This is a genomic window from Shewanella profunda, assembly GCF_023283765.1.
Lineage (GTDB): Bacteria > Pseudomonadota > Gammaproteobacteria > Enterobacterales > Shewanellaceae > Shewanella > Shewanella profunda.
Genome location: NZ_JAKILG010000047.1, coordinates 1 through 25,637 on the forward strand (window position 1 = coordinate 1; position 25,637 = coordinate 25,637).

The 25,637-nt window shown below is 45.2% G+C and carries 19 protein-coding genes and 1 pseudogene; 12 read left to right on the forward strand and 8 right to left on the reverse strand.

Annotated elements, in window-relative coordinates:
- Positions 1–108: 108 nt before the first annotated feature.
- Positions 109–201: pseudogene (locus L2744_RS21770) on the forward strand (cysteine-rich CWC family protein); the annotation flags it as partial.
- Between the two features lie 39 nt (positions 202–240).
- On the opposite strand, the gene L2744_RS17685 reads toward L2744_RS21770, so the two are convergent.
- Positions 241–1,353, reverse strand: a complete 1,113-nt coding sequence (locus tag L2744_RS17685) for an energy transducer TonB (RefSeq protein WP_248993143.1) — start codon at positions 1,351–1,353, stop codon at positions 241–243.
- Between the two features lie 220 nt (positions 1,354–1,573).
- Entirely contained in the window at positions 1,574–2,380 is an 807-nt protein-coding gene (locus L2744_RS17690; RefSeq protein ID WP_248993144.1) for a hydratase, read from the reverse strand.
- A 250-nt stretch (positions 2,381–2,630) separates the two neighbouring features.
- On the opposite strand from L2744_RS17690, the gene L2744_RS17695 reads away from it, so the two are divergent.
- Together L2744_RS17695 and L2744_RS17700 are read left to right on the forward strand one after the other, a co-directional pair.
- Positions 2,631–3,611: a DMT family transporter gene (locus L2744_RS17695; protein ID WP_248993145.1), complete on the forward strand. Its 981-nt coding sequence runs from the start codon at positions 2,631–2,633 to the stop codon at positions 3,609–3,611.
- Positions 3,612–3,646: 35 nt separating this feature from the next.
- Positions 3,647–4,261 carry an HAD family hydrolase gene (locus tag L2744_RS17700; protein ID WP_248993146.1) on the forward strand — a complete coding sequence of 205 codons (615 nt, stop codon included), beginning with the start codon at positions 3,647–3,649 and terminating at the stop codon, positions 4,259–4,261.
- A gap of 23 nt (positions 4,262–4,284) precedes the next feature.
- Here the strand turns inward: L2744_RS17700 and dkgB are convergent, their stop codons facing one another.
- Together dkgB and L2744_RS17710 are read right to left on the reverse strand one after the other, a co-directional pair.
- Complete coding sequence (dkgB, locus tag L2744_RS17705) at positions 4,285–5,124, reverse strand: 2,5-didehydrogluconate reductase DkgB (protein WP_248993147.1); 840 nt, start codon at positions 5,122–5,124, stop codon at positions 4,285–4,287.
- 144 nt (positions 5,125–5,268) lie between these two features.
- Positions 5,269–6,150, reverse strand: a complete 882-nt coding sequence (locus L2744_RS17710; RefSeq protein WP_248993148.1) for a LysR substrate-binding domain-containing protein — start codon at positions 6,148–6,150, stop codon at positions 5,269–5,271.
- 177 nt (positions 6,151–6,327) lie between these two features.
- On the opposite strand from L2744_RS17710, the gene L2744_RS17715 reads away from it, so the two are divergent.
- On the forward strand, positions 6,328–7,518 hold the full coding sequence (locus L2744_RS17715) for an MFS transporter (protein WP_248993149.1): 1,191 nt from the start codon (positions 6,328–6,330) through the stop codon (positions 7,516–7,518).
- A 100-nt stretch (positions 7,519–7,618) separates the two neighbouring features.
- On the opposite strand, the gene L2744_RS17720 is transcribed toward L2744_RS17715, so the two are convergent.
- From L2744_RS17720 to uvrA, 4 genes are all read right to left on the reverse strand, one after another.
- Positions 7,619–7,990 carry a DUF6677 family protein gene (locus L2744_RS17720; protein ID WP_248993150.1) on the reverse strand — a complete coding sequence of 124 codons (372 nt, stop codon included), beginning with the start codon at positions 7,988–7,990 and terminating at the stop codon, positions 7,619–7,621.
- Positions 7,991–8,124: 134 nt separating this feature from the next.
- Entirely contained in the window at positions 8,125–10,059 is a 1,935-nt protein-coding gene (locus L2744_RS17725) for a DEAD/DEAH box helicase (RefSeq protein ID WP_248993151.1), read from the reverse strand.
- Positions 10,060–10,253: 194 nt separating this feature from the next.
- Positions 10,254–11,366, reverse strand: a complete 1,113-nt coding sequence (locus L2744_RS17730) for a M28 family peptidase (RefSeq protein WP_248993152.1) — start codon at positions 11,364–11,366, stop codon at positions 10,254–10,256.
- 355 nt (positions 11,367–11,721) lie between these two features.
- The gene (gene uvrA, locus L2744_RS17735) at positions 11,722–14,604 is read right to left on the reverse strand and encodes an excinuclease ABC subunit UvrA (protein ID WP_248993153.1); all 2,883 of its coding nucleotides are present in this window, start codon (positions 14,602–14,604) and stop codon (positions 11,722–11,724) included.
- Between the two features lie 388 nt (positions 14,605–14,992).
- Here uvrA and L2744_RS17740 point away from each other — a divergent pair, with 388 nt between their 5' ends.
- The 8 genes from L2744_RS17740 to L2744_RS17775 all read left to right on the forward strand — a co-directional run bounded on the left by L2744_RS17740 (position 14,993) and on the right by L2744_RS17775 (position 25,470).
- Positions 14,993–16,360 (forward strand): MFS transporter, encoded by a 1,368-nt coding sequence (locus L2744_RS17740; protein WP_248993154.1) that lies wholly within the window; start codon positions 14,993–14,995, stop codon positions 16,358–16,360.
- A 107-nt stretch (positions 16,361–16,467) separates the two neighbouring features.
- Entirely contained in the window at positions 16,468–17,166 is a 699-nt protein-coding gene (gene ssb / locus L2744_RS17745) for a single-stranded DNA-binding protein (protein WP_248993155.1), read from the forward strand.
- Between the two features lie 176 nt (positions 17,167–17,342).
- The gene (locus L2744_RS17750; protein WP_248993156.1) at positions 17,343–18,665 is read left to right on the forward strand and encodes a site-specific integrase; all 1,323 of its coding nucleotides are present in this window, start codon (positions 17,343–17,345) and stop codon (positions 18,663–18,665) included.
- Positions 18,649–20,202, forward strand: coding sequence for a site-specific integrase (locus L2744_RS17755; RefSeq protein ID WP_248993157.1), 1,554 nt, complete (start codon positions 18,649–18,651; stop codon positions 20,200–20,202). Before L2744_RS17750 ends, L2744_RS17755 begins: the two co-directional genes overlap by 17 nt.
- Positions 20,195–22,276: a hypothetical protein gene (locus L2744_RS17760; protein WP_248993158.1), complete on the forward strand. Its 2,082-nt coding sequence runs from the start codon at positions 20,195–20,197 to the stop codon at positions 22,274–22,276. The genes L2744_RS17755 and L2744_RS17760 overlap by 8 nt, the downstream gene beginning before the upstream one ends.
- Positions 22,276–22,803 (forward strand): hypothetical protein, encoded by a 528-nt coding sequence (locus tag L2744_RS17765; protein ID WP_006083188.1) that lies wholly within the window; start codon positions 22,276–22,278, stop codon positions 22,801–22,803. The genes L2744_RS17760 and L2744_RS17765 overlap by 1 nt, the downstream gene beginning before the upstream one ends.
- Before the next feature lie 79 nt (positions 22,804–22,882).
- A complete protein-coding gene (locus L2744_RS17770; protein WP_248993159.1) occupies positions 22,883–23,320 on the forward strand; it encodes a VPA1267 family protein in 438 nt (145 codons plus the stop codon).
- Positions 23,317–25,470 (forward strand): AAA family ATPase, encoded by a 2,154-nt coding sequence (locus tag L2744_RS17775; protein WP_248993160.1) that lies wholly within the window; start codon positions 23,317–23,319, stop codon positions 25,468–25,470. Before L2744_RS17770 ends, L2744_RS17775 begins: the two co-directional genes overlap by 4 nt.
- Positions 25,471–25,637 lie beyond the last annotated feature (167 nt).

A 25,637-nucleotide genomic window follows, 5' to 3' on the forward strand; every position in this document is an offset into this window, starting at 1 on the left:
TGATTACATCATGGCTTGCCTTAATGAACTGTGCCAACCAGCACCGGATATAGACAGCCTGTTACCATGGAATTTTAAAAGATAGGTGTAGTTGCCCGGACGCTTACACTTAAGCAGGGGTTAAGTCAGGGACAACTTAAAGCGCAGGATGAAAAAAGCCCATCGAGTGTGAGCGATGGGCTAAGTTATGAGGTGAAGTAACGGCTATTTCTTGATTACAGGCTATTCATAGGTAGTGGGTTACTTATCTATGGTGTAATCCAGTTGCACGCTAGTTTGTGCTTCAACCGCTTTACCATTTTCAAACTTTGGTGCGTAACGCCATTTATCTAGGGCTTTAATGCTCTCTTTTTCAAATAAAATGCCACCATTAGAGGCTAAAATTTCAGGATTTTTCACGAACCCATGTTCATCTACGGTAAATTTAAGCTGAACCCAGCCACTTTTCCGTTGTTGGGCATAGGATAATGGATATTTAGGGTTAGTACGGAAAATTGGTTGTTGCTCTTGCTTATCCGCCCATGGGCGCATTTTGCCGATAGCAATACAGTGAGCGGTGGACTCCTCACGCTTTCCTTGGCGCTCATAGAGTTCGACTAAATAAGCGTGGGCACTTAAGGCATAGGGATGGCTAAAGTTAAGGGCTTCAAACTGCTTAACCACTTCTAAAAGCAATGGAATCGCCTTGTCATCATGCTTTTCTGCATATTCAACGGCACCCACCACATAGGTTGCCTTGACTCTATCTAATGCATTTTCGGGAAGAATTTCTTTATAAATATCATAGGCATCGAAGGCATAACTTCTTATGCTTTTGGTGTATAGCTCTGTATTTGATAAACGGTTGAAGGCGGCCATTTTTACGTCGGCTATCAGTTTTTTATTATTCGATTTTTCTACGATATCAATCGCCTCTTGCAGGTAATCTTTTGCAACCTTAGCTTTGCTCTCGGTTTCAGCAGATCCTAGTAAGGGATCGATAAGCTCAAGCGCCTCTTTTCCGTAATGGGCTTTATAGCTTGCCAGTGCGAGTTGATATAGCTCATTAGCCTTGGCAGTTTGAGGTAGGTTTTTTTCTGCAAATGGGTAGGGTGCGACTTGCTTTTCTATCGCGCTGGCCCAATTTATGGCGAGGTTTGCTAGGTCAACATTGTCCTTGGCATATTGAGCTTCGCCGAGTTGATAAGCGGTTTTAGCACTCGCTTCAATATTCGCGGCATCGCCCTTTTCAACGGCGGCTTGATAATCGCTATAGGCTTTGGCGAAGCTATTTTCTGAGGCATGTAGGCTAAGAGATGTGCCCAACGTTAGGGCAAGAAGACATGCTATTGGTAGCATTTTTCCGTGCGACATTCTATATATCCTTATTATTGATGAGGTTAGATGATACATAGATGTGCATTTTGAGACAAGCTAGTTTGCCCTTTGTTAACGACTGTAGGATGGTTTGGGTTGAAATATAGAAAATAGGCAAGCCCACCAGTGAGTTAGCTTGCCTATAGATGAAGTTGCAGTATGGTTTGTCGAATACAAACCTTGTTCTGCTCAGATACAACTTTTAGTTAGTGGCACCTTATTTAGCCACAAATCTGACTTCAAACTGCCCAAGTTTGCCGTATTCAAACTGGTAGATTTGCTGAAGTGGTAAGTCGAGTACACCTGCATAGGAACCCGTGATCACATATTGCCCCTTGGCTAAGCCAATCCCTTGAGTCGATAAGAAGTTAACCAACCAATAGAGCCCAGCCTTAGGAAAACCATTAGGGTGAATCGCCTCTTTCTGTTGTATATCTCCTCCTTCGAGTTTGATTGTTAAATTGAAGTGATTGAGGTCGATATCGTCAGTCGTATTAAGTGTTGGGCCTAACCACAGGCCTTGATTCACTAAGCCATCGGCGAGGGCATCGAAATGCGTGGCTTCGCTCGGGGTGTGGTAACGGCTTTTTATCAGTTCGAGTGCTAAGTGGGTCTTGCCTATTGCGGCATCGATTTCAGCTTCAGTATAAGGCGTTGTTCTTGGCGGTAAATCAACGCCAATCTCGAAGGCGAGTTCTGGCTCGACTCGAGCTAACCCTTTTGTTGATGGATAAAGTGGGCAATCAGGTGTTTGGTGATACACATCATGTTGATAAATGGGCGCAACCACGGTTTTGTCGGCAGTTGGCAAGAGACATTTCCAACCTGCGATTGGGTTGTTTGCGGTATCCATAAACACCTTTGCTACCGCTTGTTGAATGGCAAATGCCTGTTCAAAGTGATGTGGCCTTAACGCTTCTGCAAGTAAATCTCCCGTCGTGCCGGAGGTGCGTCGCTTTGCTAGTTCCTTCGCAGCCGTAATAATAAGTAATTGATCTTGTTTGAGACTCGCTGAGTGCGACATGGCATATCCTGTAAAAAGTGGCTTGTTAAATCTGCGAAATGAGTAAATATACCGTTTAGCCCTAAAAATGGCTTCAAAAAAAGTGTGGGGTTATAAATATCCAAAGCCTGCCTCTTTAAGGTGAAGCGGTAAATTTGTGTCAGCTAAAGTATCCAATAATGTGCGCCGCTTTATGCATTTGGCAGCTAGATCTTGAGATGACTCAGTGCCAGAATGGCATTCCATTCTGCGGTACTAATTGGACTTATCCGTGAACCTTAGTCACAACACTAGCTCGGCAAACAACCATGCTCAACTCGGGCTTTTATTTATTTCGATTGCAGTTTTATTTTGGGGTATTTTGCCTATAGCGTTAAAGCTTTCGGGCGCATTTATCGATCCCGTTACTTTGACTTGGTTTCGTTTTTTAGTCGCATGGTTCGTGAGTTTAGTGATCCAGTGGGGTGCTGGTAGTTTAAAACAATTTGCCGCACTCGATAGAAAGGTCTGGTTAAGGTTAGGGCTTGCGGGTATCTTTTTGATGCTTAACTACGTTTCATTTGTGTATTCCCTCGATTATCTCGCGCCGGGTGCTGCCCAGCTGAATTTCCAGACTTCGCCCTTTTTCCTCGCTTTTGGTGGCGTGCTGTTTTTTAAGGAACGGCTGAATGCGGTGCAGCTCAGCTGTTTTGCGACCTTAGCCTTAGGTATGTTGATGTTTTTCCACCCGTATTTAGATTTTTCTGCATCGGATCATCAGGTTTGGCTTGGCGTTATGATTATTCAGTTTTCAGCCTTGTCATGGACGACCTATGCCTTGTTGCAAAAATCCCTATTGAACCGTTTATCCCCTGCCAACGTACTCTTAGTCCTATACGGTTTAGGCATTGTGGTTATGGCGCCCTTTAGTGACTTTAGTCAGTTTGCCCGTATGGACAGTTTCGGTTGGCAGGTTGCCCTGTTTTGCGCCGCAAACACACTGATCGCCTATGGTTGTTTTGGTCAGTCGATAAAATATTGGCCGACGGCACAGGTGAGTGCCATGTTAGCCTTAACGCCAGTATTTAGCTTTAGCGCTACGGCATTAGTGGTGAGCATGGGTTGGTGGCCAGAGGTCTTTCATGCCGATGTGTTGGATGGCTTATCTTTGTTCGGTATAGGTTTGATTATCTTGTCTGTGATGGTGGTGCAATTACTACCTATGTATCTTAATCGCCAAGCAAAACGTGTGGCCCACGCCAAGGTGGCTTAGTCTTTTAATCCATGTTTTTTATAATAGGATAGTGAGTGATAACTCGATTAACCGATATTAAACTCAGCGATATTCGTGGCGTTATCTTCGATCTCGATGGCACTTTGGCGCATTCAAATCCTGATTTTAAAGGATTAAGGGCTGAGCTCGGGATCGACTCTGGAACCGATATTTTGGGCTATATCCATAGCTTAGATTCAACTCAAGCAAAAATGCAGGCGCTTGAAATAGTCCATGAATATGAGCGCCAAAGCTCACTCAAGGCGAGTTGGATTGAGGGCGCCGAGGCGTTATTGAGTTTTTTAAAATCAAAGCCATTGCCACTGGCAATTCTGACTCGCAATATGCCAGAAGCGGCGCAGATCACTATCGATAAGCTGGGTATCGATATCGCACTGGTGTTGACGCGCTACGATGCGCAGCCTAAGCCGCATCCCGAAGGTATTCATCTTATTTGCCAGCAGTGGCAGTTAGCGCCCGCGGATATCTTGTATGTGGGCGATTATCTGTTCGATCTGCAAACCGCGCGCAATGCGGGTAGCCGCTGCGCCCTCTATTGCCCTGAAATTATTCCCGATTATGCCCACGACGCCGATATGCTTATTACTTGCTACCATAGCTTTATCCAAGCTTGGACTTTGGGCGAATAAGCACAGTTAGCTGGTATTGGAATCTAGTCCCACTGCGGAGCAAAGTCTGGATTGGCTACCCTATGATTGCGATCTAACCCGTTAATCGCTTCGATTTCTGCTGCCGACAACACTAAGTTTACGGCCGCTAAGTTGCTACGGACATTCTCACGTTTGGTCGATGAAGGAATAGTGGCGAATCCTTGCTGTCTTAACCAAGCGAGTATAGTTTGGGCTGTTGTGGCGTCGTGCTTTTTAGCAATCTTGCTGATCAATTCATCTTGTAATATGGCGCCGTAGGCAAAAGGCATGTAACCCGTCACTAAGATATTGTGCAGTTTGCAAAATTCAGTCACTTTCGCGTTAACCAGATAGGGATGTACTTCTACCTGATTGGTGAAAATCACCCCTTCACCTAATATCGCAATCGCTTGGGATAACTGGGCGTTAGTGAAATTCGACACCCCAATATGGCGGGTGAAACCTTTATCCAGCATAGTTTTTAATGACATAAGGTAATCTGCCATCGGGACTTTTCCGTCTTTAAGCGGCCAGTGGATTAATAGTAAATCGACATAGTCCGTTTGTAGTGCTGTTAAGCTGTCGATAACGCTGGCTTCAAAACGGCTGGAGTCTAGATTTTCTGTCCATACTTTAGTGGTGATAAAGAGCTCATTACGGGGAATAGCTGATGCTTTAATCGCTTCACCGACGGCAACTTCATTAGCGTAAATTTGCGCCGTATCAATATGACGGGAGCCTTCTTCTAGTGCCATTAATACCGCATCGAATGCCGCTTGGTCTTTAAGTCTATAGGTGCCAGTGCCGAGCATAGGCATGGCGAGAGAGTTCGATGCGGTCGAGTCTGTGTGTGCTTGAGTCATAATATTTCCAATGCTGAATAACAGATAATGCTACTTTCGCCCATTAAGCTTTGCCAATAAAGTCGGTAAAGCACAAATCATATTTGCCAATATAACAATAATGCTTCGCGTTTTTTTACTCTCATTTGATTAAGCTGTGCGATGTTAAAGGCTTAATCTAGGTTGGATAAAATCGATAAAGGCCGAGATCCGCCGCGCTACAGTCGAGGTTTTATAATAGACGGCATTCACTTGCTCCCTACCCACATTTGTCACTTGCTCACTCTCAAGCAGTGGGACTAATCGTCCTGCGGCAATATCTTCGTTGACCATAAACCCCGACAAACACGCTATGCCATTGCCCGATAAGGTTAATTGGCGCACGGTTTCGCCGTTGCTGGCGCGCACGTTAGGGCTTATTTGGTCGACGCCTTTTAAGGGCCATTGATTGAGCACTTTTGAACCTGTAAAGCCGATAAGGCAGTGGTGGGTGAGATCGCTAATATTTTTCGGCAGGCCGCGCTGGGCTAAGTATGCGCTTGAGGCCACGATATAGAGCTTACTTTTACCCAGAGGCCTGGCGTGTAGGGTGGAGTCAGTCAGCTTGCCGATACGGATCGCCACATCGGTGCGTTTCTCAATGAGATCGACAAAGCCTTCGTTGGAGGTGAGTTCAAGCTCGATATCGGGATAGGCCTGTTTAAATTCTTGTACTAAGGGCACGATTTGATGCAATACAAAGGGACTTGCGGCATCGACCCTTAAACGACCTTTAGGAAGTTCGCCGCGGGCGACGAGATTTTCTTCGGCCTGCTGCAGAGTTTGCAATCCAATGCGTACCGTATCGACAAATTGTCGCCCTTCATTAGTGAGTTCGACCCGGCGTGTGGTGCGGTTGAGTAGCGTTACTTGCAGTTGGCTTTCAAGGCGATTCACTGCCCGCGAGACCCGTGCAACTTGGATATCCAGCGCCTCGGCGGCGGCCGAAAAACCACCTGTATCCACAACCGTGAGTAAAATCTGCAAATCATCGGACCGTGTTAGCACTCAGTCATCTCCACATTTGACAGTGATTAGCTGCATTTATAGCAAAAATCATTTGTCAAAATCATTCTTTTTAGCAATAACCATTGTGGTCATCATAGCCCCATCTGAACCTGAGTCGAGTTTTAGATCATCAAGATCCGCTCACTGACTCTTTAAACTAACTGGATGGACACTATCATGCCCTTAGCTTTACTCGCATTGACGCTCAGCGCCTTTGCCATTGGAACCACAGAATTTGTCATAGTGGGGTTGATCCCAACCATGGCGCAGGATTTAAATGTCTCACTGCCCTCGGCTGGTTTATTAGTGAGTCTGTATGCTTTAGGTGTGGCGATTGGCGCACCTGTGCTGACGGCATTAACGGGTAACTGGAATCGTAAAACCGTATTGTTGTCGGTGATGTCGCTGTTTGTGGCGGGTAACTTGTTAGCGTGGCAGGCGCCAAGTTATGAAACGCTAATAGCAGCCCGGATCCTCACAGGGCTCGCCCATGGGGTATTTTTCTCCATTGGTTCGACTATCGCCACCGGCTTAGTCCCCAAGGAAAAGGCTGCGAGCGCGATTGCCATTATGTTTACTGGTTTAACCGTCGCCTTAGTCACAGGCGTGCCATTGGGCACTTATATCGGCCAGACCTTTGGTTGGCAGTCGACCTTTCTAGCCGTGGCCTTACTTGGGTTTATCGCCTTAGTGGGCAGCGCGTTTTTAGTGCCGAATAGCTTAAAGCAGGCTAAGGCTGCTCGAATACTCACTCAAGCTAAAGTGCTGGCTGAGCCGAGATTGTTATTAGTGTTTGCGATTACCGCCGTGGGTTATGGTGGCACCTTTGTGGCGTTCACTTACCTAGCACCGATTTTGCAGCAGATCACAGGTTTTGATGCCAGCGCCATTGGCGCCATCATGTTGGTTTATGGTGTCTCTGTTGCCTTTGGTAATATCTGGGGCGGAAAAATGGCCGATAGAATGGGCCCAGTCAAAGCTCTGAGTTATATCTTTGCTGGGCTTGCCGCTGTGTTGTTGCTGTTTAACTTTACCGCGGTCAACCCGATTGCGGCTGTGTTGACCATCTTAGTCTGGGGCGCGTTTGCCTTTGGTAATGTCCCAGGTTTACAAGTTTATGTGGTGAAACTCGCCGAAACCTATGCCCCTGATGCGGTCGATGTGGCCTCGGGTTTGAATATCGCCGCCTTTAACGTAGGCATTGCCTTAGGTGCTTGGGGCGGTGGGATAATAGTGAGCAACCTAGGTTTGATGCACACGCCTTGGATTGGTGCGCTTGTGGTGCTGAGCGCGCTGTTGCTCACCCGTGTGAGTGGTTATTTAGATACCAAGGCAAGCCAAGTCGATAGCGCTGTGGCTATGCAGTAATTCGAGTTTGGTTGGACATAAAGAGCGGTATTTTAAAGGGCTTTCATTGAAAGCCCTTTTGCTATTTTATCGATGGAGTGTGAATCGAACGAATGTACTGCTATGCCGCGTTCTTGGCTGTGAGTGCATCTTGCTTATCCTGCTTTAGCCCCAAGCGCACACTGTCTACGAGCGCGATAAACCAACATAGGATAAAGCCATACATTATCTGATCTGCGCCGTCACGTATGGTGGCTGTGGTCTGTTTAGTTATTTCGGCAGCAATCACGCCTATATCCAATGGCAACACGCCAGTTTGAATATCTAGGGCAATCAGCTGTGCTACTTGCATCACTTGTAGGAGTAGCAGAGTGAGGCTTAATATCGCTAATACAAAAAACACTAGGGCTCTGCGTTTATGCTTAAGATAATAATGGCCGCTTCCGGGAGCGACGAAGGCGGATAATAGTCCGGCGGTAAGGGCTTTTTTCATTAATGAGTTTGTTCAGTTAGCTAAACAGTATCGAGATTAGACACTAAGGCTTATCCTTGGTAAAGGCAAACTCAAGCCAACAAAAAAGGAGCCTAGGCTCCTTTTTTAGTCTCTAGCTAGGCTAGAACAGCTGATTACTCTTCACGTGGTTTACGTGGCTTACGCTCACCGGCAGGCTTATCTGCACGTGGTTTGCGATCGGCAAATGGCTTATCACCCGTAGACGCAGCGCGAGGCTTACGGTCACCGGCTGGGCGATCACCAGTAGGACGATCACCACGTGGCTTACGGTCACCCGCAGGACGGTCTGAACGAGCACTGCGGCCTGAATCAACAAAGACTTGATCGCCAGCTTCGCGGATGTTCAATGGCTTGCCACAAACACGTACTTTACGCAGGTGTTGTAACACGTCTTTTGGCATGCCGTCTGGCAAGTCAACAGTCGTCACTGCATCGTAAAGTTGGATAGCGCCAATGTAGCGGCTGTCGATGTTTGCTTCGTTCGCGATAGCGCCAACGATATTACCTACACCAACACCGTTTTCACGACCTACGTCGATAACGTAACGGCACATTTTTAAATCTGGGTTATCTTTTAACGCTTCGGCTGAGCCTAAGCTAGCTGGCATTGGACGCGGTTCGCGACTTCTGCGTTCACCACGCTCACCACCACGGTCGTTGCCACGTTCACCGCGATCACTGCCTCGGTCGGTACGTTCACTGCGCTCGCTACGTTCATCGCGGACACGCTCTTGAATCGCAGGTAATTGCAGTGGACGTTCTTGCTGAACTTGCTGTAATAAGGCCGCGGCAAGAAGATCGCTATCGACTTCTAGCTGTTGACATAATTGCGCAACCGCTTCTTTCATGAAGTCCAGATCGCCATTGATCGTTTCAGCCAGTTGCTCACCTAAACGAGACAGACGACGTTCTGCAACTGTCTCTGGGCTTGGGATTTTCATCGGTGAAATGCGGCTGTTAGTTGAACGCTCGATAGTGCGCAGCATGCGCATTTCACGGCTAGTCACAAACAGGATCGCCATACCAGTACGGCCAGCACGGCCAGTACGGCCAATGCGGTGTACATAGGCTTCGGCATCATATGGAATATCGTAGTTAACTACGTGACCGATACGTTCAACGTCAAGACCACGGGCCGCAACGTCAGTCGCGATCAGAATGTCTAACTTGCCACGTTTCAGTTGGTCAACTGCACGCTCACGGGCTTGCTGGTTCATGTCACCGTGTAGTGGTGATGAAGCATAACCGCGGGCTTCTAACTTTTCAGCTAACTCAACACATGAGTTACGAGTACGCACGAATATGATTACACCTTCAGTGTTTTCAACTTCTAATACACGTACTAAGGCTTCAAGTTTGTTGTGTTGTGATACTTGTACGAAACGCTGTTCGATTGACTCAACCGTCGTTTGGCTTGATTCGATACGAACATGTACAGGATTACGTAAGTGTTGGTTAGCAACACGCTTAATTTGCTCTGGCATAGTGGCAGAGAATAACGCCAGTTGGCGCTCGCTTGGCGTGTGCTCAAGGATCCATTCGATATCATCGATGAAGCCCATTTTTAACATTTCATCGGCTTCATCGAGCACTAAGGCTTGTAATGAATCGAGTTTCAAGGTGCCGCGACGCATATGGTCCATAACTCGACCTGGCGTACCAACGATAACTTGTGGGCCACGTTTCAGGGCATTCAACTGTTGTTGCATGCTTTGGCCGCCGTAAATTGGCAGAACGTGGAAATTCTTCATAAATTTGGCATAGCTGCTGAATGCTTCGGCAACCTGAACCGCTAATTCACGCGTTGGCGCTAATACTAAAATTTGCGGTGTAGTTTGGCTGGTGACCTTGTTCAATAGCGGCAGCGCGAAGGCACCGGTTTTACCTGTACCTGTTTGCGCTTGACCTAAAATATCTTTGCCAGCCATAAGTGGATCGATACTGGCTGATTGGATTGGCGTTGGTTTTTCATAACCTAGCTCGTCAAGAGCACGCAACAAATTCTCGGATAGGCCGAGTTCACGGAAAGTTCTTTCATCGGATGACATTGGGTTGTAGCCTTGTGGATGCGCGCGCGAAATGGCGCTAAAGTTTCACAGACAGAAAATCAACCCCGTGTCGATTTCCCGCGAACGACGGATTATAGCAGCATGACAGCCACTTTACCAATCAGAGTCACACTATTTAACCTGTTTTCTGCATTTTTTTCGCTAAAAGTGAGCAAGAAACGCGCCACTTCCCATTAATTCTTTAAATATTGAGCATTTAATTGAAGTAACTCAAATGCTGACTCCGTTACTGCCGCAAGAAAAGTGATGTCGATTGTCTCTACAGTATCCTCTGGTGTGTGGTACTGGGGATGGGGTGGCAAGCCAAAATACAGCCAAGGGATATTCGCTTTGTGGAAGGGATAGTGATCTGACGCCCGTAGCCAATCAGTGCTTTGTATACTTCGACCAACGGGTTTAGGGTGCGTGAGTTTAATGCAAAGTCGGTTCTGTTGATTCAATAGTGGTTTAAATTGCTTGAACTGAGTGAAATTGCGACTGCCTTCGAGGTAAATCGCATAGGGGCGTCCTGGGTGACTCACCATGTCGAGGTTAATCATTAATTCAAATGTCGCCTCTGGCAGGCGGGCCTTCAATTGCTCGACCAAGGCGATACTGCCATAGAGCCCAGGTTCTTCGGCATCGGTCGCCACAAACATCAGGTTTACCTTAGGCAAGGTATTGGGCTGCAAGGCGAGTTGTTGCTGCCAATGTTTAGCAATGGCGAGCATCGCTGCCACCCCCGAGGCGTTATCATTGGCACCGGGGTAAATCTTGCGGCCACTTATGCCCAAGTGATCATAGTGGGCCACGATAATACGCCATGTATCTGTTGTTTGCGTGGCGGGAGCAATTGCCACCACATTCGCGCCAATTTCCCGAGTGAATAGGGTTTGGTATTCAAAGGGCACCTCAAAGGTATTTTCCCATGGAAGCAAACCTAAATCTTTAAATTGTTGACTGATATAGTCGCGGCTCTTTGCAGCGCCTTGGCTTTGGGTTTTGCGGCCTTCAAATTCAGCTGAACTCAAGCGTGTCACTATGGCTTGCAAGGTGGTGGGCTCGGCCCAGGTGAGCTTAAGCTCGGCGCGTGAACAGCTCTCAGGCGAACTGGCGCACCCAATGATCGCAAGGCTGAGAATACTGGCGAGTGCGGGCTTAAGCAGTCCGGTAGCGGTGGTTTGCACTTGCCTATATAAGGTTTTGACTTTGATGCAAGTGAGTTTTTGGGCAAAGATTGGCAAGAGTCGATACAGCAAGGTCGTGGTAATGCGCTGGACAATCGGGAGCGAAGTGCTGTCACGCATGGATGTTCCTTGTCCTTATGGCTGAAACCTTCGTCTGAAGATAAATTTCATCTTTGCCTAAAGCCGAGTCGAATACAACTAGCGTTATACCAATCACATTAAATATCTAATCAGCTCAGAGCCTCACAGATATTTAATACGATTGGTATTAAATACAAATAAAGTTGATACGCCGCGCTAGGCTGATTTTGATAGTGAATGGGTTTAGAAAGCTTAGCTTATATAAAAGCTTAAGCGTATTTCAGTACTGATATAGTCAATGTCGGATCGAGTGACTGCTCTGTTAGCTAAAATGCTGAGCTAAAAAAAGCGCAGTGCTTAGGCGACTGCGCTTTTCTATATTTAGGCCCGGATTTTAAGCCTTGGCTTTATTGGCCTTTGCCAGCTCAATATCCCGTTTTAGCAGTGGCTTTAAGAAGCGGGCCGTGTGGGAGGTTGGATGCTCGGCGACTTCTTCAGGAGTGCCTGTAGCTAAGATCATGCCGCCGCCACCGCCGCCTTCTGGGCCTAAGTCGATAATCCAGTCCGCGGTTTTGATCACGTCCAGATTATGCTCAATCACCACTATGGTATTGCCGTGGGATTTGAGACGATGCAGCACATCGAGCAGTAGCTGGATATCGGCAAAGTGTAGGCCCGTGGTCGGTTCGTCCAAGATATACAAGGTTTTACCTGTGTCACGTTTGGACAGCTCTTTGGCGAGCTTCACCCTTTGGGCTTCACCGCCCGAAAGCGTGGTCGCGCTCTGACCGAGACGCACATAGGATAAACCCACATCCATCAAGGTTTGCAGCTTACGGGCAATGGCGGGCACGGCATCGAAGAACTGACGCGCATCTTCCACTGTCATCTGCAACACTTCATGAATATTCTTGCCTTTATAGCGGACTTCTAAGGTTTCACGGTTGTAGCGCTTACCCTTACAGGAATCACAGGGCACATACACATCGGGTAGAAAGTGCATTTCGACCTTGATTAAGCCGTCGCCTTGGCAGGCCTCGCAGCGTCCACCTTTTACGTTAAAGGAGAAGCGGCCGACTTGATAACCCCGAGTACGTGACTCTTGGGTGCCGGCAAAAATCTCGCGGATCGGGGTGAAGATGCCCGTATAAGTGGCAGGATTCGAGCGCGGCGTGCGGCCAATCGGGCTTTGGTCGATATCGACCACTTTGTCGCACAGTTCCATCCCTTCGATACGATCATAGGGTGACGGTTCGTCCACAGTCGCCCCGTTGAGCATCCTATGGGCGATCTTGAAGAAGGTATCGTTGATTAAGGTTGATTTACCCGAACCCGATACGCCCGTCACACAGGTGAATAGGCCAATGGGAATGGTTAAATCCACATTGCGCAGGTTGTTACCACGGGCGCCAAATAATTCGATGACTTGGGTTTTGTCGAAGGGAATGCGCGGCGTATCGATATGAATGCTGCGCTTACCGGAAATATATTGGCCAGTGACCGATTCTTCACAGGCGATGATCTTCTCTATCGGGCCGTCGCAAATGACTTCGCCGCCATGCACGCCCGCGCCTGGGCCGATATCGATCACGTGATCCGCCATGCGGATCGCATCTTCGTCATGCTCAACCACAATCACAGTGTTGCCCAAATCCCGCAGGTGGATCAGGGTTTGCAGTAGACGCTCGTTATCCCTTTGATGCAGACCAATCGAAGGTTCGTCGAGCACGTACATAACGCCGACGAGTCCGGCACCGATTTGACTGGCGAGTCGGATCCGTTGGGCTTCACCGCCCGAGAGGGTTTCCGCCGAGCGTGATAGGCTCAAATAATTGAGGCCCACGTTGACGAGGAAACCTAAGCGATCGCGAATTTCCTTTAAAATCTTCTCGGCGATCTGCGCCTTTTGGCCGCTAAATTCGACTTTCTCGAAGTAGTCTAAGGCTTCGCCAATCGACCAAGTGGTGAGTTGTGGCAGGTTGATATCACCTAAAAATACGTTGCGGGCTTCTTCACGCAGGCGCGAGCCACCACAGCTTTGACAGGCTTGTGTGTTGATAAACTTGGCTAATTCATCACGTACCGAGTTACTTTCGGTTTCGCGATAGCGCCTGTCCATATTGTTTAGAATGCCTTCGAAGGGGTGATTACGCACCACTACATCGCCGCGGTCATTAATGTATTTAAAGGCAATGCTTTCTTTACCTGAGCCGTACAGGACGATTTTACGGACTTTATCGCTGAGCTGTTCATAGGGCACTTCGACGTCGAATTTATAGTGTTCGGCGAGTGAGCTGAGCATTTGGAAGTAGTAGAAGTTGCGTCTATCCCAGCCACGAATCGCACCGCCCGCCAGTGAAAGCTCGGTATTAGTGATCACTCGCTCTGGATCGAAAAATTGTTGCACCCCTAAACCATCACAGGTTGGGCACGCGCCGGCGGGATTGTTAAAGGAGAAGATCCTCGGCTCTAATTCCGCCATCGAATAGCCACAGTGCGGACAGGCAAAGTTAGCGGAAAAGATAAGCTCTTCACTCTTCTGCTTACCTGAACCAGTGTCTTCCTCCATGCTGGCGACGGTCGCGATACCGCCAGAGAGTTCGAGTGCGGTTTCAAAGGATTCAGCCAAACGTTGCTTGATATCGTCACGCACTTTAAAGCGGTCGACGACCACTTCAATCGTGTGTTTAACGTGTAAATCGAGCGTTGGTGGATCGGTTAAGTCACACACCTCACCGTCGATACGCGCGCGGATATAACCTTGCGCCGATAGACCTTCGAGCAATTTTACGTGCTCACCCTTACGGGCGTTGACCACGGGTGCTAACAGCATCAAGCGGCTATCTTGGGGCATTTCCAACACTTTATCGACCATCTGGCTGACGGTTTGGGCCGCCAAGGGTTGATTGTGTGTCGGACAACGCGGCTCACCCACGCGGGCAAACATCAAGCGCAGGTAATCGTAAATTTCGGTAATAGTGCCCACGGTTGAACGTGGGTTATGGGATGTCGATTTTTGCTCGATGGAAATGGCAGGGCTTAAACCTTCAATATGATCTACATCGGGCTTTTCCATCAAACTTAAGAACTGGCGAGCATAGGCAGACAGTGACTCGACATAACGTCGTTGGCCTTCGGCATATAAAGTATCAAACGCAAGGGAGGATTTGCCGGACCCAGATAAACCTGTGATGACAATCAGCTTATCCCTTGGGATAGTCAGGTTGATATTTTTGAGATTGTGGGTGCGGGCGCCGCGTATTTCAATCTTGTCCATCTATCACTCAAGTCATATGCTTTAAAAAAATGAGCACAAGTATCGCACAGTTCTGCCGCTGAGTTTAGTTGATTCTGTGATCTAAACCTATTCCATGGGTTATCGCTTTTAAGCCCCAATAGAGGAGTACAGCGCTTATAAGCCTATGAGGATTAACTAAGATTAATGCAGCTTGTTATTTGACTTTGAGGGTATTTGTGAGTGCTTAGTTGGGCACTTGTAATTAAGGTGTAAAGGCATTATTGGCTTATGAATGAGTAATACTCGTTTTTTGAGGGATAAATAGGGCGTGCAAACACTGTGGGCTAGGCCACGATTTCCTTTTGAGCAAATCCTTTTGGGTGTGATAACATGCGCCCCCTAAAAGACTTCATATCAGGGCAAAATCATGGGTAACAACGGGCTTTCAGGTACTGAGAAAAAAGTCGCGTTTTCTTTAGCCAGTGTATTTGGTTTACGCATGATGGGCTTGTTTATGATCATGCCCGTCTTTGCGCTTTATGGTCAGCACCTCGAAGGCTTCTCGCCTCTGTGGGTTGGTATCGCTATCGGCGCCTATGGTTTAACCCAAGCCTTCTTGCAAATTCCCATGGGGATGTTATCCGACAAATACGGTCGCAAGCCCGTTATTCTCTGTGGTTTAGTATTGTTCGCTATTGGTAGTGTGATCGCGGCTAATGCCGAGACGATTTATGGTGTGGTATTGGGCCGCGCTGTACAGGGTATGGGGGCTATTGCCGCTGCCGTGCTGGCGCTTGCCGCGGATTTAACCCGTGATGAGCAGCGCACTAAGGTGATGGCGATCATCGGCATGTGTATCGGGCTATCTTTTGCCCTCTCTTTGTTAATGGGGCCTATAGTTGCACAACATCTCGGGTTGACGGGATTATTTTGGTTAACGGCGGTATTGGCGATTGTGGGTATGTTGCTGATCCAATTTTTAGTGCCTAATCCCATCACTCAGGCACCGAAGGGAGATACTCTAGCTACTCCTGCTAAGCTAAAACGTATGTTCCTAGAGCCGCAATTATTTAGGCTTAACGCGGGAATATTTATCCTGCATCTAGTGCTTACCGCAGTGTTTGTGGCGTTACCATTGGATCTTGTTGATGCAGGATTAGTTAAAGAAAAACATTGGATGCTCTATTTCCCCGCTTTCGTGGGGGCATTTATCTTGATGGTGCCGTTAATCATCATTGGGGTGAAACGCAAGAACACTAAGGCGATGTTCCAAATTGCACTGGTGATCATGATATGTTCATTGGCTGGAATGGCAATGTTTGCCAGCAATCTTTGGGCCTTGAGTGCCGCAGTATTACTGTTTTTTACTGGCTTTAACTATCTTGAAGCTTCGTTACCGAGTTTAATTGCTAAATTCTGCCCTGTAGGGGAGAAAGGTTCTGCCATGGGCGTGTATTCCACGAGCCAGTTCTTAGGGGCATTCTGTGGTGGTATGCTCGGTGGTGGCGCTTTTCAATTAGTCGGTGCTGTAGGGGTATTTATTGTCGCGCTTGTGTTGATGGCGATTTGGTTACTGCTTACTTTAGGTATGCAAAACCCTGTGTTATTAAAAAGCTATACCCTAGAAGCCGCCGTACAGAATAAAGCCGAGGCACGGGATATGGCGACACAATTATCGCAACTGATGGGCGTTGTCGAAGCGATAGTGGTACTTGACGAAAAAGTGGCCTACTTAAAGGTTGATGAGCATTTCGATTTAAGAGAAGCCCGAGCTGTGTTAGGCTCTGCTCAATAAGATGTGTCACAGCCAAAGTATTTTGGGACCTAGATTTCCCCTTATGGCGACACTAATAAACAACATACTGAATTAATAGATTATTTAAAGAATCGCAGGAGATTTCAATGGCCAGTCGTGGTGTTAACAAGGTAATTTTGGTTGGCAATTTGGGACAAGATCCAGAAGTACGTTATATGCCAAACGGTAACGCAGTCGCTAACATCACAGTAGCGACCAGCGAATCGTGGAAAGACCAACAGGGTCAACAGCAGGAACGTACTGAATGGCACCGTGTGGTTCTATTTGGCAAATTAGCTGAAATTACAGGTGAATATTTACGTAAAGGTTCACAGGTTTATCTTGAAGGTAAACTGCAAACCCGTAAATGGAAAGACCAAAGCGGTCAAGATCGCTACAGCACTGAAGTGGTTATCGATCAAAGCGGTAGTATGCAAATGCTCGGCAGCCGTAACCAAGGTGGTCAAGCACAGGGTGCGCCAATGGGCGGAAGTATGCCACAAAACGCAGGTTACCAATCTGCACCACAACAAGCGGCACCTGCGCAAAATCAGTATGCGCCAGCGCCTCAAGCTGCACCTGCTTACCAAGCCCCTGCGCAGCAACAATATGCAGCTCCTGCTCCACAAGCTTATGGTCAGCCACAGGCTCAACCACAGCAGGGCGGTTATGCACCTAAGCCACAAGCGGCTCCTGCGCCAGCTTATCAAGCACCAGCAGCGCCGGCACAGCGTCCAGCCCCCCAGCCACAGCAGAACTTCACCCCAGATTTGGATGATGGCTGGGATGACGATATTCCGTTCTAATTCACAGTAAATCTAATAATGTAGATCTAACTGTAAACAAAAACCCCTTGAGCTCTTATTCTTACTGACTTTTACGTCTTTAAGGTAAATCTCAAGGGGTTTTTTTTTGTATAATAAGAGTTGATAGCTAAAATTAGTATTGCTACTATATTTTTGTATAGTTAAATGGGGGTCTGATGAAGGTTGTCGATTATATTTTTTCAGAGGGTGAGCGTCGGTCACTATTAGTGAGTGAAGATAGTCGCATTGATTTTTGGTCAACTCTTTATGTCACTGCTGAGCTTAGACAAGACCACAAGCAAACCTCAATAAAGAAAGAGCTATATAGCATCAAGCTGCTGAGAAAGTGGGAACAGTTGCATACTCGAGATTTATTGGCTGAGATTCGACAGCTAAATTTTCCGTCTAGGGAAACAATAAAATCTATCAAACATTTCTGTGGTATATCTTCAAAGGCTGAAAATTCAAAATCTGCTAAGGTGGTGAGTTTCACAAAATTAGCCAAAACGCCTTCTGCACTTGATACTGTCGATAAAAACTATCAGTACCAGCGTATGATTGGCATCAATAAGTTCTTGGGATTTTGTGCTTGGGAATTGTGTAAATTCAAACCAAATGCGGCTGAACTAAGAAGAGAAATCGAGGCAATGTCCGCGCAGTTTAAGGCCCATTACCCCAAGGGATTAAGCAACTTATCTAAAGCAACACACGCAGAAGCAGATCACTTTAAAGCCTTCTTGGAAGTCGCGCATCCCAATCATCCGCAAAACCCCTTCTCAAATTTCGAGATAAAATTGAGAAACTACTTACTCATCCAAATTTTGTACTGGACAGGATGCCGACCATCAGAAACTTTGTCTCTCACATTAGATGATATTGGGCACGATATAGACCAGCCTGCTTTACGATTCATTAGGCGTCATGATGACATCAATGATCCTCGTAAAGTTCAGCCTACGTTGAAAACACAGGAGCGTGAAATAAACATCCCTCCAGCTCTATACACCGATCTCGAATATTACATCAGAGTGATTAGGCCAACATTTAACCGTTCCAAATCACACCCATATATTTTTGTCCATCACAAAGGTGGAATGAAAGGCTCCGCGATGACAGACAAAGCTTTTTCTGAAGCGGTTATACCCAAGCTTAAAGCTGTAGATAAGATGTTTACTAACATTCAGCGTCGAGGATTTCGCATTTATTTCAATGAAAGGTTGTCAGCCCAAATTGATATGCATAATGAGGGTGTTAGCGAGCAGATTCTCGTTGCCGAGAAGCAAGGTTTGTATGAAGAGGTAAAAGTGCTTAAGTCAAAGCTGATTAAAGACGGCGATGAAATTGATATGCGGATGATGTTAAATGGTCATAGCAGTCCCGACAGCGCAAGGCCTTATTTAAATAGGTTTGCAGAACGTAAAGCTAGAGATATACATAAACGCATGATGTTGGATATTAGTTCAGCAACAAAGGAAATAAAGAATGGTAGAAGCAGTTAATATTTCCGTATTTCAAGACACTCAACACCGTAAAAGTAAAATGGGATATGAGTTTTTCGAATCAGATGTTACTTGGCGCTTAGATAACTCTATCAAATTGAATTGGGGCCGATTACCTAAAAGCGTAAATGAAACTTTTGTAAATGGTTATAAAATGCAAATGGCTGATTATGCGGAAGAACTATCAGCTAGTACATGTTACATCATCTTCGAAAAAATTTTATCTATATTACGAACACAAGAAGCCAATGAGCTTTCTCTTTCTACGTTACAAAATTATCTGTCGACATTAGATAGTGGCTCAGAATATAAGCTAGGTTCGATTAGAGCCTTTCTATTGAATTGGATTGATAAAAATATAGAGGGCATCAGCCCTAAAATTGAGTCTTGGCTTGAGCAAATTACCCTCAAAGGAATGAATAAAGGAGTAGCTGTTGCAAAAGGGTGTCCTCATACTGGCGCATATTCTATGCAAGAGCAGGAAGCGATACTTAGATGGGGGGTCAATGCGTTTATAGATGATAAGTTATCTCTTCATGATTACACGTGGCTGATGTTAAATATTTATTTGGGTGCTCGTCCTACACAGTTTTGTCAGCTCCAAGCTGGCGATCTTCGGGTGAAATCTCGTGAAGGGCGCACCGAATATGCGTTGCTATTACCACATGCAAAAAAACGAGGCGTTAAAAACTTTAGAGATGACTTTAAGGAAATGGATATCGATGAGGACTTAGCCCTATTAATCAGTAATCAAGCACAAGCAACAGCAAAGCTCATTGAAAAACAGGTGGGGACTTTAACTGATAAGCAAAAATCTGAGATGCCAGTTTTTGGTGCTGTTAATAAAATAAGAGGTTTGAGTAGTAAAGATGAACTTGATAATTTGATGTTAATGACTCCAGACGCTATTCATATGTCTAGAACTGTTGGTATGGATATTCTCCGTAACTTGATGAAGATATGTGATGCAAGGTCAGAACGACTGAAGGGAGAGTTCATTCATTTAACCGCAAGACGGTTTCGTTATACGCTGGGTACAAATGCCGCTAGACGTGGTTTATCAGCATTTGTTATCGCGAAGCTTTTAGGTCACTCAGATATACAAAACGTTAAGGTATATACGGAGAACGTTAAGGAGCTTGGCGAAGAAATCAATGATGCACTAGTAGCTGTCCTAGCCCCTCTTGCTCAAGCATTTGCCGGCACCCTAATATTAAGTGAAGCTGATGCCATTAGAGTGAATGATCCACTGTCTCGAATCCACAACAGTCATGGTGATAGCTTAGGAAATTGCGGGAAATATGGTTTTTGTTCAACTGGTGGAAGGGTTTGTTATACATGTGCAAAATTTCAACCTTGGGTTCATGGTAGGCACCAAGTAATTTTAAATGACCTACTCGAAGAAAGAAAGCGGTTACGCGATAAGGGTGCTAGCTCTTTTGTATTGCAATCAACCGATAGAGTCATGCTAGCCATACAAGAAGTTATAATACTTTGTGAGAAAGCGAAAAGAGATGAGGGGTTGTTAGATGGGTAAATCAGATAATAACGTCATCAAACTTTGGCAAGCAAAGCACGACAAAGATACCCAAAGAAACTTGGCTGAGTTCATTTTGTTCGCTCAATCCGAGCTAACACTATACAAAGAACAAGGCTGGGACGCTCCAAGTTGGAAGCCAAATAAAGGGCAGGTTTTAGTTTTCGGGTTCAGGCAAACGGAAGGGAACAATTATTCCCCTATAGATATCTTTAAAGGGCCATATTTAGAGTTTGTGAAGGCTTTTATGCGTCAGCAAATGACCCTTAAGGAGATTACGTCTGCCCATTTGTGGATATCAATGTTTCGTAATCTATATCTAGCATTGGTTGCTCAAGAGGATGACAAAGTACCATGCATTCGAGACGTTACCGGGCAAACATTAAAAGATGCTGTTGCGATAATAAAGCAATCTGAAAATAACCTTACACGCCGTTATCAAATCGGAGGTAAGTTAACCAGCCTTGTAAAATGGCTTCTTGATGAGCGTATCGTACTTACGCTACCAACATTTAAAAATCCATTTCCCAAGCAGGTGCATACAGCTGAGCAATTAGGTGAAGAAGCTGACAGATTTCGTGAAGAGCGATGCCCCACCATGCACGAAATGTTATCTTTGGCTGAATGTTTTGCAAGAGCAGAGGCTGTTCAAGATAAATATTATACCAGTGCCCTAGTTTTACTTTGCTTCGCACCTGGTCGTATCAATGAACTTGATGGCTTAACGATACACTCTTTACAACAAGGTGATGATGACGGTTGGTATATCGTATGGCATGGGTCAAAAGGTTATCCTGATCATCGAAAACCTATCCCCCCCTTGATGCTAGATGTGGTTAAAGAAGCATTTAATCGACTGATTGAGATCGGAAAACCAGCCCGAGCATGCGCTAAATGGGCATATGAACACCCTAATGAGTTCTACAAACACGAAGGGTGTATTACGCAACCAGATCATAAAGCTAGTCAGCCTTTGTCGCATTTGCAGATTGCTAATGCAATGAGTATTGTGGGTTTTTTAAACAAGAATGGTGTGACCTTTCAAAATACCAAAGCATTAACTAATTGGCTAAATGCATTATTAGATGAAAAAACAGTGACTTATTCTCGTTTGAATGAGGTAGTTCATCAAAAATACAAAAATAAAAGTTGGCCTAATAACCCAGACTCAAAGAGACCTGTTTGGGAAAACCTGTTGCTGTATCGGGACCTTGAATTAAAGCCGAAAAGTGCGGCTAAACAGTTTAGTTGGACTATGCCAACGATTAACGCATTTAATGAGCAACTTAACAAAAAACCTAAATCCATGAGCACCCTTTGGGAGCGTTTTAACATGACACAGGAGGATGGCACTCCGATAGCGTTAACGACTCACCAATTTCGAGTGTGGCTCAATACTCACGCCAAAATTGGTGGTGTTGATGATTGGAAAATTGCTCAATGGTCTGGTCGAGCTGATTACCGCCAGAATTCAGCCTATGACCTTCGAACACTAGAACAAAAAAGTAGACTAAGCACTGAGCTGATGGTGGCTAGTTACAATGATATGCCTTCAGCGATTATCTTGAGAAAGTATAACTTACCGGTCACATTGAAATCGGTTGGCATAGACAGAGAAGGTATTGCTGATTTTACAGGTATTGGGTTCTGTACACATAATTTTGCGCAAACACCATGCACAAAAGCGGGCGAGTGCGTGACTTGTAAAGAGCATGTTTGCTTAACGGGAATCCCTGAGACCCTGGAAGAGCTAGAACAACTGGATAAACTAATATCAGAACAATTAGATAAAGCAATACAAGCTAATGGTAAAGATGTGTTCGGTGCAGATAGATGGGTTACGCATCATGGGTGGAAATTGGGGCATATACGCACCCTAATCGCGATAATGAAGGACGAAAGCCTTCCAGAGGGAACTGTTATTCAAATTCCAGTAGAGCATGATCCCTCACCAACAAGACGAGCGCTTGAAGATAAAAAAATGGTCACAGACCTAGAGGATCGTTGCAACACTAAAGCGCAGATTAAGCCTCAATTTAATGCAAACATAAAAAAATTGTTGGGGTTTGGATAATGCCAAAAATAGTCATAACAAGCAGCAGTAAAAAGAAGATTCTCAATATCATTTCAGGTTGGCAAGGCAAGCTTTCATGGTCATTACTGTGTGAGCGAGTAACCAAAGAGCTTGGATTGGAAAGCATTGTTTCTAGACATACTCTATTGGCGTATGAAGATGTAAAAATTGCATTTGAAGAGAAGAAAGCATGGCTTAAAGAACAACCTTTCTCTTCCAGTAAAAAAGATGATATGCAATTGCAAGATGCGTATTCACGCATTGACACATTAGAGGCTAAAGTTCGAAGTCTTGAAGCAGAAAAGACAGCATTGACGGAGCAATTTGTAAGATGGCAATACAATCTTTATTACATGAGCAACAATATGGATGAATTAAATAAAGAGCTGCCAGAGGGAGTAAATATTGAAGAGCTAAGAATAGAACTAGAGCGCAAGCCTGTACCTTCCAATATCAATATGTCGAAGCTAAATCAGCCTTTAACCAAGTTAACAAGAGCTGATGACAATAAACGTAAACGAACGTGAGTGGTTAATTAGGAGCCGCACCAATGCTAAATTTATCAATCTACTAAGCAATTAACTGACACTTTAAGGAACCTAAAAAATGGCTAGCGGTCCGCAAAAAGCACTGCAAAACCTCGATGCTTTTTTGGCGTGGGTGGAGACGCAACAGGATGATGACTTTAAACAAATAGCCTTTAGAGGTCAGTTAAGTCGTGTTGAAGTAGCTAAAGCGGTCGGCTGTGGTAAATCAGCTCTAAATCAAAATCCTGAATTACGAAAGCACTTAAAAAAACTGGAAGACAACCTGCGTGACAAAGGTGTGCTGCCACCTCTGACTGAATCAGCAAAAAATGAGTCTTGTAAGCCAAAACAATATGACAATACAACAAACCGAAAAGTACTTGATTCAAGACGTTTGTCATCACTTGAAGCTGAAAATATTGAATTAAAAGCAAAAGTGAATGAGCTTGAAGGTAAACTTAAGCGTTTCGGTGAATTGTCAGAAACCTTGTCTGAAATGGGGTTCATGCCGCGATGAATGCTGCCTTAAATGAAGAGCTATTTCGCGTCACCAGTATCCCTTACAACTCATCAACGATGGTGATATTCAGCGGCACACCGTTAAGGAAAAACTCTTACAGAGCCAATAGCGGTAAATACTATGTCACGATAAAAGTAGATCCTGACACATTGCCTGTAGAACCTGCAATTGGCCAGTATTGGTTAGTTAAAGGAGACCGTCATATCAAAAACATGGATATAGGGGATTACGTAATGCAACAGCATACTTACCAATCACCTGTCCATGTTGAATGCAGGTTGCCAGAAACTGGTGAGCAGCTAATTCAATTCATTGCGAGAGAAAACGACTTCAAGGGGATTGGTGAAAGTAAAGCCAGAGCACTCTGGGAGCTCCTAGGTAAAGATTTTCATGCAACATTAAACAACGACACTCCTGAATCAAGAATATTGCTTAAAAGCGTTCTGAGCGAGGATTCCATAACCGCATTATTTGAAGGGTATGCTAAATACAAAAATCTTGCCTACTGCAATTGGATGTCCGAACACAAGATACCTGCCAGTGTTCAGCAGCGTTTGCTGAAATATCACAGTGAGCAATCCATTGAAGCAATTAAACAGAATCCTTATGTGTTAATTGGTTTTGGCATGAGTTTTACAGAGGTGGATTCTATTTCTCAAGCGAAGCTTGAGGTCACAACAAATGATGACAGGCGATTAAGTGCGGCGCTTGAAATTGCGATACGTAAAGAGATAGAGAAAGGGCATACTTATACGATACAAGCTAATTTACGCCCTCATTTAACCAAGCTACTAAAAGATAAAGATTTGGTCGCCAAAGCGTTTCATGCAGGACACGATAAAGCTCAGTATTTATTAAATCACACAACAGGAACTTACCATCCCACAGCTCAGTTATTGATGGAAAATGTTGTGACTAAACGACTCAAAGCACTTGCTAGTCAAAACAACTTATATGACGAACATGCAAATTCAGCATATTGCTCTGCTGTTGGGGAGCTACCTTATGAGTTAACAAAGAAGCAAGAAGAAGCGGTCACGACATGCCTAGATAACGCAGTAAGCTGTATCACCGGTGGTGCTGGCACAGGTAAAACGACAGTGCTAAGAACTGCGTTGCGTGCCTATTATGCAATGGGGTTTGAAATACATGCAGTAGCCTTAAGTGGTCGTGCGGCAATGCGCTTACATGAGTCGATTGGTTTTATCACTTCAACAATTGCAAAGTTACTGCGAAATAAACCTATTGATTCAGAAAAACAAAAACATCTGCTCGTCATTGATGAAGCCAGCATGATTGATTTGCCGACCATGTACCGTTTAGTAAATCACATTCACCCCTCAGTGAGAATTATCTTAACTGGCGACCCAAATCAGCTTCCACCAATTGGCTGCGGTAAAGTACTAGCGGATATTGTTGAATCTAAAGTGATTGCAAATACTTTACTGGACATTGTGAAGCGTCAGGAAGGCTATACGGGTATTCCTGAGTATTCGAAATTAATAAATCAAGGGGAAGTACCAGAGCAACTTACCACTGGCGCAATTTATTTTCACGAAACAGATAAAAAAGAGATATCTCAAGTTTGTTGTAATTTGTATCAACAATCTCCTGAGAACAGCCGCGTGATGGCTTCAACCAAAGCACTGGTTGCTGAAATCAATAAGCTAACTCAAGAGGCTGTAAATCATAGTGGCAGCAGACTCGAATTTGAAATGAATGGTGAGCTGTTCTTTCAACATCTACGACTTAATGATTCAATCTTGTTTACGCAAAATCACTATGATAAAGGTATTCAGAACGGTTCGCTTGGTGCCCTAACAAGCGTCGTGGCCTCTGGGGATAGTTATGGTGAAGTGACACTCGATACTGGAGATAAGGTTATAGTGACTCAAGCCGTACTTGATTGCATGGAATTGGGTTATGCAATAACTCTTCATAAGGCTCAAGGTTCTCAGTTCCCACGTATTATCATTGCTTTGCAGAAAGGTAAAATTGTTGACCGAGCATGGCTCTATACCGCTATCACCAGAGCTGAAAGTGAAATTCATATTGTGGGGGCTGAAGCTGACTTAAAAACCATTACTGCAGCTCCTAGTCATTCAAATAAGCGTAATAGTTATCTTGTTGATCTTTTAAAAAGATAAAAATAAAATTTGTTACATTGGCGAGTGACTACAGGTACAAGCGGAGATAAGTTGTGTTCAAACGCGGAGCGTTATCTGCATTTAATTCTGCGATCTTACGTGGCAAGATGTGCCTGTAGTTGAGCGGCCATCAAAATTGTCTCTTGGTGTTTGCGGCATTAACCCAT